Raw genomic sequence first — 12,286 nt, forward strand, 5'->3', positions numbered from 1 at the left:
CCCCATGTCCGGCTCCCGCATCACCTTCCACGTAGGCCAGGACGGCCAGCCCGAGGCCCTGGAACGCGTCGCCGCCCATGTGCGCGCCCAGCTCGCGCGCACCAGCCACGAGGAGCTGCGCTCCGCCAGGCGGCCCGTGTTCGCGGGGATCGGAGCCTCGTTCGCGGCCCTCGCGGCGCCCGTCGAGGTCCTGCGCGCCCACGGGGTCGCCGCGCAGCGCGTGCTCTCCAGCGAGGTCGAGAGCGGACTGTCCGGCTTCGACACGGACCTGCTGCTCGGCGTCTCACAGTCGGGCCGGAGCTCGGAAACCCTCGCGGCGTTCACTGCTGCCGAGGGGGCCCGTACGGTCGCGGTCCTGAACGTCAGCCCCTCGCCGCTCGGGGACCTCGCCGACCTCACCGTGGACCTCGGCAACGAACCCGACTCCTTCGCGTCCACCATCGGCTTCACCGGCACGATCGTCGCCCTCGACCTGATCGCCGGCGCCATGGCGGGCCGGGCCGGCGACCCGTGGCAAGGCATCGGCGCGCGCGTCAGGTCCGTGCGCGAGCTCGCCGCCGCCGCGATCGCCCCGCTGCTTCCCCGGGCCGCCGCGTGCGTCGCCGCCGACTGCGTCGCCTCCGGCGGCTCCCGTACGAGCGCGGAGGAGGCCGCATTGCTCCTGCGGGAGGTCCCGCGCATGCCGGCGGCGGCGTCGGCCACCCGCAACTACCTGCACGGCGAGATGGAGTCGGCGGGCAACACCCTGCACGTCGTCTTCGGCGACGGCCGCGAGATCGACCTGGCCCACACTCTGTCCGGTGCCGGACACCTCACGCTCCTCGTCACCACCCAGGACGTCGACCCCGGTGAGCACCTCGGAGTGGTCCGCATCCCCGAGGTGGCGGTGGGCCCGCGCGCGGTCCTGGAGACCGTGGTCGTCCAGGAGTTGGTCCAGGCCCTGAGCATCGAGCGGGACGTGCCCATCGAGTCCTTCGTGTTCGCCAACCACGACACCAAGCAGGGGGGCCTGAACCCCGAGGACTTCGCCGTCGCCGCCCTCACGTCCCACTCCTCCTGACGCGCCGTCGCTGCCGTTACGTCGCGCGCCATACGGGAACGTCGGCAGGGGAATTGCCGAGCGCGCGAAGGGTTTCGGAGCCGTGGTGGCCGTCACCGAGACAGATCCGCTGCGCGCGATGGACTCCCCGTGGCGGTCATCAGGATGTCGGTATCGGTGTGTTGGCCGCCGCACACCCGGCCGGCCTCCGTAACAGCGTGATCCTGGCCAACGCCGGGCCACGGCACCGTCGAAATAGGTGTGGCGGCCCTCCCACCGGCCTCCATGGACACCATGGACATCAGCTTCGCCGCCCAGGCCCTCGCGGTCGTCCAGTTGGCCACGACGGACGCACTCGCGAAGGGCACCGCTGAGGAGGTGAGCGTCAGGGGGAGGAGAGAGAGGGCCTCGGTCCCTTCGTGGACGCGGAGAGTGACGGAGCCCTTGGCTGCGTGAACGTCCTCCGCGCGGGGGCGGCAAAGCGGGCGAAGCCGTGGGAGAGCGTCTTCCACCTCTGCCCATTTGGCGGGTCTGAGAGCCGTGGTCGGAACGGGCTTGACCTTGACGCTGGGTCAACCCTCCATCCTTCCGGGTGGAGCTTCCGTGCAGTCGCCCGGAACAGCTCCGCGAAGGAGGCAGATGACCATGACAGCCCAATCGATCGCCGGCCCGGCGATTCGCGTGCAAGGTCTCAAGAAGTCGTACGGGCAGCTCGAAGTGCTGCGCGGTGTGGACCTCGACGTCACGCCGGGCAGCATCTTCGCCCTGCTCGGTTCCAACGGTGCGGGCAAGACCACAACCGTGAGGATTCTCACCACGCTCCTGAAAGCCGACGCGGGGGCGGCGAACGTCAATGGCTTCGACGTCGCGACGCAAGCGGCGAACGTGCGGGAATCCATCAGTCTCACCGGACAGTTCGCGGCCGTGGACGAGATCCTCAGCGGTCGGGAGAACCTCGCCCTGGTCGCCAGGCTGCGCCACATCAAGGACCCTGGCGCGACTGCGGACGACCTGCTGAGGCGATTCTCGCTGAGCGAGGCGGGCGCGCGGAGAGTGTCCACGTATTCGGGTGGGATGCGCCGCCGGCTGGACATCGCGATGAGCCTCATCGGGAATTCCCCAGTGATTTTCCTGGACGAGCCGACAGCCGGACTTGACCCCGAGGCCCGCATCGAGGTGTGGGAGGCGGTCAAGGAACTCGCCGGCCACGGAACGACGGTGCTGCTCACCACGCAGTATCTGCACGAGGCCGAGCAACTGGCCGACCGGATCGCGATCCTCCACCAGGGTCGGATCCTCGTGAACGGCACCCTCGCCGAGCTCAAGCAGCTCTTCCCGCCCGCCAAGGTCGAGTACATCGAGAAGCAGCCGACTCTCGAGGAAATCTTCCTCGCAGTCATCGGCGGCAGCGAAAAGAGCGACGTCACTGGCACGACGTCTGGGGGACGAGGATGACCACGTATTTCTTCAACGACACTGTCGCGCTCACGGGGCGGACCCTGCGCCATGTCACACGCAGCATGGACACCATCATCACGACCGCCATCACACCGGTGGCCATGATGCTTATGTTCGTCTATGTGTTCGGCGGTGCCATCGACACCGGGTCGGTTTCGTACGTGAACTACATGCTGCCCGGCATCCTGCTCATGACCATCGCATCGGGCATCTCCTACACCGCGTACCGGCTGTTCACCGATGTGAAGAGCGGGATCTTCGAGCGATTCCAGTCCATGCCGATCGCGCGGTCGGGCGTGCTGTGGGCCCACGTCGTCACCTCTTTGGTCGCCAACCTGATCGCGCTCGTACTCGTCGTGGGCGTCGCTGTGCTCATGGGCTTCCGCTCAGGCGCAGGAGTGTCGGCATGGCTCGCGATCACCGGCATCCTGCTCCTGTTCACCCTGGCGCTGACCTGGCTCGCCGTGGTCCCCGGGCTTTCTGCGTCGTCGGTCGAGGGCGCCGGCGCGTTCGCCTACCCCCTCATCTTCCTGCCGTTCGTCAGCTCGGCGTTCGTGCCCACACAGACGATGCCCGGCCCGGTGCGCTGGTTCGCCGAACATCAACCGGTGACGTCGATCGTCAACACGATCCGCAACCTGTTCGCCCAGCAGCCGGTCGGTGACGACATCTGGACCGCCCTCGCGTGGTGTGTCGGCATCCTCGTCGTGGCGTACATCTTCGCGATGGCCGCCTACCGCCGGAAGATCGCCTGAGGCAGGCTGAGACCCATGCTCACCATCAGCCAACTCGCGTCGTACGCCGGGGTGACGGTGCGGGCGGTGCGCCACTACCACCGGATCGAATTGCTGCCGGAGCCCGAGCGCGACCGGTCCGGATACCGGACCTACGACGCTGCCGCGATCGTGCGGCTGATCCGGATCCGTACCCTCGCAGACGCCGGCGTGCCGCTGGCCCGGGTACAGGAACTCCTCGCCGCCGGCCCGGAGGAGTTCGCCGGTGGCGTCCAGGAGATCGACAAGGCCCTGCGTGCCGAGATCCGGCGGCTGCAGGACACTCGCAGCCGACTCGCCAGGCTCGCCGCCGGAGAGCACCTGGCGCTTCCGCAGAGCGTTGTGGACTACCTCGACCGGCTGCGCGGTCTCGGCGTTGAGGAGCGGTACATCGAGATGGAGCGGGACGCCTGGATCATGATAGCCGCCCAGGTGCCGGACTCGATCGACTCCGTGATCGCCAAGAAGCACGAGGAGCTGGACGACCCCGACATGGTGAGGCTCTACAGCCTTCTCAGCGGGGCACTCGACTGGCCGGCCGAGGATCCGCGGGTAGTCGAGGTCGCCGACATCATGGAGCGCTTGATGGTTCGCGCTGTGGAGGTCGGCGAGGTGGGTGCCGATGACGGCATCGACGATCAGTTTGTCGACCTGCTGGACTCAACCATGGTCGAGTCCTCACCGCACGCCGCGCGGCTGATGGCGATCCTGGAGGAGCGAGGCTGGCGGGGCTGGACCCGCATCGAGCGAGTTCCAGCCGACAGACTCAACAATGAGCTGCCGCCATCCTTACGGCAGGCCAGCGCCCTGGAGTGACGCCAGCTGGGCGCACGTGCTTCGCGGGGGCGACCGTCTGCCTCAGTGCGGAACAGGGGCCGAGGCGGTGGGGGTGGGCAGCGTGTATGTACTTCATGGCAGGGGTGATGGAGATTCCGAAGACACGGACGAGGTGGACGGAATCTTCGGTCGTGCGGGCCTTCCCATCGCTCGGGGGAGCGTCGACGAGTAATGAGCACGTGTCCCATGTCGTTGAATGCGACGCACGTCGCGCGAGGGGACTGAGAGGCCTCCTGCTCCTGGTGGTTCGTCACTTTGCTGCTGTGTCCTGGTCGTTGTGGCAGACCAGAAGATACCTCCAGAAAAGGAGCCGTCGAATGCGGCTCTGCGGGAGGTGAGCGCCGGTGTATGCCTTGATCTCGGCGAGGGTCATGGCGGGGGGCGTCACGGGGGTCGAAGGGGTCTGCGGATGGGCTCGGGTCCGCAGCCGCTTCTCCCGGAGGAACACCACGGTGCGCCAGGATGTGTTCACCGGGACTGCCAGCAGACTGAGAGCGTGGTCCCAGAGTGTTGCTTCTCGATAGCAGCCGAGGATTACCAGGACCCCGTTCGGGGTCAGCGATTCGCGGAGTTTCTCGACGGTCTCGATGGGACCGTGGTGAATGCTGGCCAGGCAGGAAATGTAGTCGTACGTCTGGGGCGGGAGTGGCATACGGCTGATGTCCGCCTGTTCGAAGCGGATCCGCCCGGGGAGATCCAGCGCAGAAGCCTGCGCCCGCGCGGCGGCGATGACCTCGCGATCCGCGTCAACGGCATCCACCGCAATTCCTCGGAGCGCCAGTTTCTGAGCGAACTCTCCTGCGCCACAGCCCACATCAAGGGCCCTTCGGCAAGGCACGGGAAGCGTGCGAAGCAGGAGGTCGTGATAATGCTCGTTGTGGTTGAACGGCACGGCGTCATCATGGCACGGGCTCATCTGCGGTGCTGGACATCCCCTGGGGGTGCTTCGTGATGAGATCGACGGGGTCATTGCCGCGCTTCTGCTGCACCGCCAGTCCGGATCGAGGCCGCCTGCCGGCGTCCCGTGGATGTGCAGGCGGAGGCGCCGGATAGCCTGGCGAAATGCTGACCGAAGTCATCGCGACCCGCTACGTCACGCCCCTGCGTGAGGGCGGCTCGCTCCCGGGAATCGTCGAGGCCGACGACCTGGGTACGTACGTCATGAAGTTCACCGGCGCGGGGCAGGGGCGCAAGACCCTGGTGGCCGAGGTCGTGTGCGGGGAGCTCGGCCGGCGGCTCGGGCTGCGCGTGCCGCGGCTGGTCGCCATGGAGCTCGACCCGGTCATCGGGCTCGGCGAGCCCGACCAGGAGGTGCAGGAGCTGCTGAAGGCGAGCGGCGGGCTGAACCTCGGCATGGACTTCCTGCCGGGCTCCATCGGCTTCGATCCGCTCGCGTACGAGGTGGGCCCGGCCGAGGCGGGGCGGGTGGTCTGGTTCGACGCGCTGATCAACAACGTCGACAGGTCCTGGCGCAATCCGAACATGATGGTCTGGCACGGCGACCTGTGGCTCATCGACCACGGCGCGACCATGATCTGGCAGCACAACTGGCCCACCGCGCAGACCGCGTCCGCCAAGCCGTACAACGCCTCCGACCACGCGCTGGCCCGCTTCGAGCCGGACGTGCGGGCCGCCGCGCGCGAGCTGGCGCCACTGGTCACCGAGGAACTGCTCACCGAGGTCACCGCCCAGGTGCCCGACGTGTGGCTGGCCGGCGAGCCCGGCTTCGAGAGCCCGGACGCGTTGCGCCGCGCCTATGTGGACGCCCTGCTGCCGCGGGCCGCCACCATCCACGAGCGGATCACCCTCGAAGCACCCACCCAGGACCGGCCCTCGCAGGCCCCCGGCTGGCTGACCGAGCACGTCAAGCCGTGGCCGCACCCGACCAAGGCACAGCAGCAGGCGCAGCAGGACGGTGGCGGCAAGTGAGCGAACAGCAGCAGCGGCCCGGCGCGGCGGGCGAGGGCCCCGTGCAGCGGCATGTCTTCGAGTACGCACTGGTGCGCGTCGTGCCACGGGTGGAGCGCGGCGAGATGTTCAACGCGGGGGTGATGGTCTACTGCCGGGCCAAGTCGTTCGCGGCCGCCCTCACCCACCTGGACGAGGGCAAGCTCCTCGCCCTCGACCCCCGGGCGGACGTGGTCGGGGTACGGGCCGCGCTGCGCGCGGTCGAGGGCCTCTGCGGGGGCGGCGACGCGGCGGGCCAGGCGGCGGGGGACGACCCCGGTCGGCGGTTCAGGTGGCTGAGCGCACCGCGTTCGGCCGTCGTGCAGCCGGGCCCCGTGCACACCGGGCTGACGGCCGACCCACGGGCGGAACTGGCGCGTCTGCTCGATGTGCTGGTGCACTGAGGCTGGTGTGACGGCGTACCGGCGCACCACGAGCGCTGGTGTGACGGCCTATCGGCGTACCAGGAGCGGGTGAGCCGGTGCGCGGAGTGTGGGGCGGGCCGCGAGGTGTGATCTTCGTCGGGGTCCGGGGCGGCCGTTGACACCGGGTGCCGTGGCTTCTAGCGTCTCGTCTGCTGGGCCTACTAAGCGGTTGCTCAGCGGTCGAGCGGTCCCCAATCGCGAGGAGAACCCAGGATGTCCACCACCGAGCAGCGTGTAGCGATCGTGACCGGCGCGGCGCGCGGCATTGGCGCCGCCACCGCACTGCGGCTCGCGGCCGAGGGCCGTGCCGTCGCCGTGCTCGACCTCGACGAGGCGGCCTGCAAGGACACCGTCGAGAAGATCACCGCGGCCGGCGGCCGGGCACTCGCCGTCGGCTGCGACGTGTCGGACGAGGCGCAGGTGGCCGTGGCCGTCGAGCGCGTCGTCACCGAGCTGGGCGCGCCCACGATCCTCGTCAACAACGCGGGCGTGCTGCGCGACAACCTGCTGTTCAAGATGAGCGAACTGGACTGGGACACCGTGATGGGCGTCCACCTCAAGGGCGCCTTCCTGATGTCGCGTGCCTGCCAGGCGCACATGGTGGAGGCCAAGTTCGGCCGTATCGTCAACCTCTCGTCCAGCTCGGCGCTCGGCAACCGCGGCCAGGCCAACTACGCCACCGCCAAGGCGGGGCTGCAGGGCTTCACCAAGACCCTGGCCAAGGAGCTCGGCAAGTTCGGCGTGACCGCCAACGCGGTGGCCCCCGGCTTCATCGTCACCGAGATGACCGCGCAGACGGCCGCGCGCGTCGGCATGGGCTTCGAGGAATTCCAGGCCGCCGCCGCCACCCAGATCCCGGTCCAGCGCGTCGGCCACCCCGAGGACATCGCCAACGCCATCGCCTTCTTCACCGGCGACGCCGCGGGCTTCGTCTCCGGTCAGGTCATGTACGTCGCCGGCGGCCCGCTCAACTGACGCCCGTACCTCGCACGTATCCAAGGGGATCACGCTCATGACGCAAGAAGTGCAGGACAGCGGCAAGGTCGCGCTGATCACCGGCGCCAGCCGGGGTATCGGTTACGGCATCGCCGAGGCGCTCGTGGCACGCGGTGACCGGGTGTGCATTACCGGCCGCGGCGAGGAAGCGCTCAAGGAAGCGGTCGAGAAGCTCGGCACGGACCGGGTGATCGGTGTCGCGGGCAAGGCGCACGACGAGGCCCACCAGGCCGTCGCCGTCGAGCGGACGATGGAGGCCTTCGGCCGGGTCGACTTCCTCGTCAACAACGCCGGTACGAACCCGGTGTTCGGCCCGATGGCCGAGATGGACCTGAACGTCGCCCGCAAGGTCTTCGAGACCAACGTCATCTCGGCGCTCGGTTTCGCCCAGCAGACCTGGAAGGCCTGGCAGGGCGTCAACGGGGGCGCGATCGTCAACATCGCGTCGGTGGCCGGGGTCTCGGCCTCGCCCTTCATCGGGGCGTACGGCATGAGCAAGGCCGCGATGGTGAACCTGACGCTCCAGCTGGCGCACGAGTTCGCCCCCAAGGTGCGCGTCAACGCGATCGCGCCCGCCGTCGTGAAGACCAAGTTCGCCCAGGCGCTGTACGAGGGCCGCGAGGCCGAGGCGGCGGCCGCGTACCCGCTCGGCCGGCTCGGCGTGCCGTCCGACATCGGCGGCGCCGCCGCGTTCCTCACCTCCGAGCAGTCGGACTGGATCACCGGTCAGACGCTCGTCGTGGACGGCGGCATCTTCCTCAACGCAGGGGTGCACTGACGCAGGAGTGCTCACCGGGGTGCGCGGGACCGAGCGTGCGGGTGCGTCGGTCGTGGCTTGCGGGTGCGCGTCGGCCCGCGCACGGGCCCACCGCCCGCCCCGTGAACCAATTGTTTTGAAACGGTGATCGGCCCGCTGGACAACTCCGTTGTTCCGGCGGGCCGTTGCGGTATGGTCTGCCGACCCACGGTTGATCGAGGAGCGTGCACGTGTTTGACCGGGCCAGGAGTTCGAGGGCCGCTGCCGCCCTCACGGCCATATCCCTGCTGGCGGGTTGCGGGGTGTTGTCCGAGGACAGTTCCGACATGGAGAGCAAGATAACCGTCGGAACGACCAGCAAGCCGAGCACACTTGACCCGGCAGGCGCGTGGGACGGTTCCTGGGAGCTGTACCGCAACGTCTTCCAGACCCTGCTGAGCTACCCGACCGGCAGCGTCGAGCCCACCGAGGACGCGGCGAAGGCATGCGGCTTCGACGACGCCGGCCACCGCGTCTACACCTGCACCCTCAAGCCGGGACTGACCTTCTCCGACGGTACGAAGCTCGACGCCGCCGCGGTCCGGCACTCGATCGAACGGATCCGCAAGATCGGTGCGGACGGTGGCCCCGACGGACTGCTGAGCAGCCTCCAGCAGGTCCAGGTGCAGGGGGCGGACAAGGTCGTCTTCCGCCTCAACAAGCCCGACGCGACCTTCCCGTTCGTCCTCGCCACCCCCGGCATGTCGCTGGTGAGCCCGGCCGCCTATCCGGCGGACCGGCTGCGCACCGGCAACTCCCTGACCGGCTCCGGCCCCTACAACCTCCAGGCCTACCGGCCCGAGGGCGCGGACTCCGGGGCGGACCTGGTGCGCAACCCGTCGTACAAGGGATTCGCCGACCGGAAGAACGACGCCGTCACCATCCGGTACTTCGACGACTCGCGGAAGATGGTCGAGGCGCTCAAGGCCAAGCAGATCGACGCGACCTTCCGAGGACTGACCGCGGAGCAGGTGGTCGGCCTCCAGCACCAGCAGTCGGACGGCCCGGTCAAGGTCACCGAGTCGCCCGGTTCGGAGATCCACTACCTGGTCTTCAACCCGAAGGACCCGAACGCGGCCAACCCGGCGGTCCGGCGCTCGATCGCCCAGCTCGTGGACCGGACGGCCCTCGTCGAGAAGGTCTTCAAGGGCACGTCGGAGCCCCTGTACTCGATGGTGCCGAGCGGCATCGCCGGACACACCACCGACTTCTTCGACACGTACGGCGAACCCGACGCTGCCAAGGCCAGGAGCATTCTGCGGACGGCGGGCATCACCCGGCCGGTTCCGCTGACTTTCTGGTACTCCACCGACCGCTACGGTTCGGCGACCGCCCTGGAGTTCGCCGAGCTCAAGCGTCAGCTCGACGCGTCGGGACTGTTCAGGATCACGGTCAAGGGCCTGCCCTGGAACGACTTCCGCAAGGGTGTGCAGAAGGGGGACTACCCGGTCTTCGGCCGTGGCTGGGCACCGGACTATCCCGACCCCGACAGCTTCGTGTCCCCCTTCGTCGGTGAGCGCAACGCGATCTCCACGCCCTACGTGGTGCCGGAGATCACCGAGGACCTGCTGCCGAAGTCGCGCCGCGAGAACGACCGGGCACGGGCGGCCGACCACTTCGTGAAGGCCCAGGAGATCCTGATGCGTGACGTCCGGCTGCTGCCGCTGTGGCAGGGCAAGATGTACGTCGCCGCGTCCGAGGACATCGGGGGCACCGAGCGGGCGCTGGACCCGCAGACCGTGATGCAGGTGTGGGAGCTGTTCCGCAAGACGAGCTGGTAGCGGCCCCGGGCGGGCGAGGGGAGAGGCAGTCCGGACAGCGGTGGTCGCGGACGGTCGGGCGTTGTCAGTGGTGGCCGGTAGGTTCTTGCGACGAGAACGGATCTTTCACCGGAGGTTGTTGACGTGACCGACATCCAGATGCTGCCCGAGTCCTGGCGCGGTGTCCTCGGCGAGGAACTGGAGAAGCCCTACTTCAAGGAGCTGGTCGAGTTCGTCGAGGACGAGCGGGCGAGGGGACCGGTCTACCCGCCGCGGGACGAGGTCTTCGCCGCCCTCGCCGCCACCCCGTACGACCGGGTGAAGGTCCTGGTCCTCGGCCAGGACCCGTACCACGGCGAGGGCCAGGGGCACGGACTGTGCTTCTCGGTGCGGCCCGGCGTGCGGACCCCGCCCTCCCTGCGCAACATCTACAAGGAGATGCACGCCGAGCTGGGCACCCCGATCCCGGACAACGGCTATCTGATGCCGTGGGCCGAGCAGGGCGTGCTGCTGCTCAACGCGGTCCTCACGGTGCGCAAGGCCGAGGCCAACTCGCACAAGGGCAAGGGCTGGGAGAAGTTCACCGACGCGGTGATCCGCGCGGTCGCCGCCCGCCCCGATCCCGCGGTCTTCGTCCTGTGGGGGAACTACGCACAGAAGAAGCTCCCCCTGATCGACACCGAGCGGCACGCCGTGGTGAAGGGCGCGCACCCCTCGCCGCTGTCCGCGAAGAAGTGGTTCGGCTCGCAGCCCTTCACGCAGATAAACGCGGCGGTCGCCGAGCAGGGTCACGAGGCGATCGACTGGACCGTGCCGAACCTGGGCTGAGCCTGACCGCGATCGCGGTCTGCTGCGGCTAGCGTCACCGGTACCAGTGAGTGCGGGCGCAGGTGCGCGTACGGGGTTCAGCGGAGGCCGCGGTGGTGGAGCAGCAGGGGGACGGCGAGGGTGCGCCCGGGGACACGGTGACGACCAGGATCGGGCAGACCGCGATGCTGCTCCACGCCGGCGACCGGCAGGAGGCGCGCAGCAGGTTCGGCGCCCTCTGGGAGGAGCTCGACGCCTTCGCCGACGCGCGACACCGGTGCATGGTGGCGCACTACATGGCGGACGCCCAGGACGACCCACGGGACGAACTGCTGTGGGACCTGCGGGCGTTGGCCGCGGCCGACGGGCGGGACGGCGGCGCGCCGGGGCAGACCGGGGGGAGCTCGGCGGAACTCCTCGGGTTCCACCCCTCGCTCCACCTCAACCTTGCCGCCGACTACGTGAAGCTCGGCCGCGAGGAGGCGGCCCGCATCCATCTGCGCCGGGCGAGGAGCCTCTGCGACTCCCTGGCCGACGACGTGTACGGCACGGGGGTCCGGGCGGCGGTCGGCAGGCTTGAGGCGTGGCTCGCGCCGGACGGCCCGTAGGGCGCGTGGACCGGCCGGCGGGGAAGTGGGCCGGCCGGCGGGGGAGTGGGCTCGTCCTGCACCCGCGCCACTCCGCCGATCGCGCACACCCGGGGGAAGATCGGAGCCCGATGTTGCCCCGCACGAGTGAGGCGCGCACACCCCGCCTACGCGGTCGGCCCGAGCATCCCGCGGAGCAACTCCCCGAACCCGGTGCGCAGTTCCTCCTCGCTGGGCACCGACGAGTGGTAGGAGCCCGCGGCGCACGAGTACATCAGCCCCTCCACCCATGCCACCAGGGACAGCGCGTGCCGCTCCGGGGTGCTCGATCCGGCCGCCGTCATCATCGCCTCCAGCGGTTCCCGGAACCCGGCCCGCCCCGTGGCGTCGTAGAACTCCCGCAGTTCGGGCCTGCGGGTGGCCTCCAGGCTCAGTTCGTAGCGGGCGACGAGCAGATCGCGGTGACCGGTGAGATAGCCGTGGAGCACGCGCGCGAGCAGGTCGAGCAGTGCCTCGGTGTCTCGGGCCGGGTCCCTGTCCGTGCCCGCGGGCGCGTTCGTGGCGGGGCCGGGCAGCTCCGCCATGCCCAGTGCGTGCGCCTCGCGGACCGCCAGGCGGCGCACCGCCGCCTCCAGCAGCGCCTGCCGGGTGCGTGCGTAGTTCGAGGTCGAGCCCTGGGGCAGGCCCGCGACCTCGTCGACGGCCCGGTGGGTGAGTCCGCGCATGCCCCGACCGACCAGCAGCGACAGGGCCGCGTCGGCGATCAGTTCGGAGCGTGGGGCGGCGGGAGAGGAGGTGTGCGCGGTCATGGGAGCAATCTACCCGGCCCACTACTTCTGTAGTGGTGGCGGTGGGTATCGG

The 12,286-nt window shown here is 69.5% G+C and carries 14 protein-coding genes; 12 read left to right on the forward strand and 2 right to left on the reverse strand.

Features of this window, described 5'->3' with window-relative positions; translation table 11 throughout:
- Nucleotides 1-4 precede the first annotated feature (4 nt).
- The 5 genes from ACIQM4_RS22365 (at nt 5) to ACIQM4_RS22385 (ending at nt 4,086) form a co-directional block, all read left to right on the forward strand.
- The gene (locus ACIQM4_RS22365; protein ID WP_401594302.1) at nt 5-1,060 is read left to right on the forward strand and encodes an SIS domain-containing protein; all 1,056 of its coding nucleotides are present in this window, start codon (nt 5-7) and stop codon (nt 1,058-1,060) included.
- Between the two features lie 10 nt (nt 1,061-1,070).
- Nucleotides 1,071-1,253 (forward strand): hypothetical protein, encoded by a 183-nt coding sequence (locus tag ACIQM4_RS22370; RefSeq protein WP_401595011.1) that lies wholly within the window; start codon nt 1,071-1,073, stop codon nt 1,251-1,253.
- 431 nt (nt 1,254-1,684) lie between these two features.
- Nucleotides 1,685-2,494, forward strand: a complete 810-nt coding sequence (locus ACIQM4_RS22375) for an ABC transporter ATP-binding protein (protein ID WP_401595013.1) — start codon at nt 1,685-1,687, stop codon at nt 2,492-2,494.
- Complete coding sequence (locus ACIQM4_RS22380) at nt 2,491-3,252, forward strand: ABC transporter permease (RefSeq protein WP_401594305.1); 762 nt, start codon at nt 2,491-2,493, stop codon at nt 3,250-3,252. The genes ACIQM4_RS22375 and ACIQM4_RS22380 overlap by 4 nt, the downstream gene beginning before the upstream one ends.
- Nucleotides 3,253-3,267: 15 nt before the next feature.
- A complete protein-coding gene (locus ACIQM4_RS22385; RefSeq protein WP_401594308.1) occupies nt 3,268-4,086 on the forward strand; it encodes a MerR family transcriptional regulator in 819 nt (272 codons plus the stop codon).
- A gap of 271 nt (nt 4,087-4,357) precedes the next feature.
- On the opposite strand, the gene ACIQM4_RS22390 is transcribed toward ACIQM4_RS22385, so the two are convergent.
- Nucleotides 4,358-4,999: a class I SAM-dependent methyltransferase gene (locus ACIQM4_RS22390; RefSeq protein ID WP_401594311.1), complete on the reverse strand. Its 642-nt coding sequence runs from the start codon at nt 4,997-4,999 to the stop codon at nt 4,358-4,360.
- Between the two features lie 170 nt (nt 5,000-5,169).
- Here ACIQM4_RS22390 and ACIQM4_RS22395 point away from each other — a divergent pair, with 170 nt between their 5' ends.
- From ACIQM4_RS22395 to ACIQM4_RS22425, 7 genes are all read left to right on the forward strand, one after another.
- The gene (locus ACIQM4_RS22395; RefSeq protein WP_401594314.1) at nt 5,170-6,036 is read left to right on the forward strand and encodes a HipA family kinase; all 867 of its coding nucleotides are present in this window, start codon (nt 5,170-5,172) and stop codon (nt 6,034-6,036) included.
- Between the two features lie 41 nt (nt 6,037-6,077).
- Nucleotides 6,078-6,458 (forward strand): DUF3037 domain-containing protein, encoded by a 381-nt coding sequence (locus tag ACIQM4_RS22400; RefSeq protein WP_401595016.1) that lies wholly within the window; start codon nt 6,078-6,080, stop codon nt 6,456-6,458.
- 234 nt (nt 6,459-6,692) lie between these two features.
- Nucleotides 6,693-7,454 (forward strand): 3-oxoacyl-ACP reductase FabG, encoded by a 762-nt coding sequence (gene fabG, locus ACIQM4_RS22405; protein WP_401594317.1) that lies wholly within the window; start codon nt 6,693-6,695, stop codon nt 7,452-7,454.
- Nucleotides 7,455-7,491: 37 nt separating this feature from the next.
- Nucleotides 7,492-8,253, forward strand: coding sequence for an SDR family oxidoreductase (locus ACIQM4_RS22410; protein ID WP_401594320.1), 762 nt, complete (start codon nt 7,492-7,494; stop codon nt 8,251-8,253).
- Between the two features lie 209 nt (nt 8,254-8,462).
- Nucleotides 8,463-10,052, forward strand: coding sequence for an ABC transporter substrate-binding protein (locus ACIQM4_RS22415; protein WP_401594323.1), 1,590 nt, complete (start codon nt 8,463-8,465; stop codon nt 10,050-10,052).
- Between the two features lie 123 nt (nt 10,053-10,175).
- Nucleotides 10,176-10,859, forward strand: coding sequence for a uracil-DNA glycosylase (locus tag ACIQM4_RS22420; RefSeq protein ID WP_401594326.1), 684 nt, complete (start codon nt 10,176-10,178; stop codon nt 10,857-10,859).
- Nucleotides 10,860-10,951: 92 nt separating this feature from the next.
- Nucleotides 10,952-11,446, forward strand: a complete 495-nt coding sequence (locus ACIQM4_RS22425) for a hypothetical protein (RefSeq protein WP_401594329.1) — start codon at nt 10,952-10,954, stop codon at nt 11,444-11,446.
- A gap of 146 nt (nt 11,447-11,592) precedes the next feature.
- Here ACIQM4_RS22425 and ACIQM4_RS22430 read toward each other — a convergent pair whose 3' ends face one another.
- A complete protein-coding gene (locus tag ACIQM4_RS22430) occupies nt 11,593-12,234 on the reverse strand; it encodes a TetR/AcrR family transcriptional regulator (RefSeq protein ID WP_401594332.1) in 642 nt (213 codons plus the stop codon).
- Nucleotides 12,235-12,286: the final 52 nt, after the last annotated feature.

This window comes from Streptomyces sp. NPDC091272, from assembly GCF_044757485.1.
GTDB lineage: Bacteria > Actinomycetota > Actinomycetes > Streptomycetales > Streptomycetaceae > Streptomyces.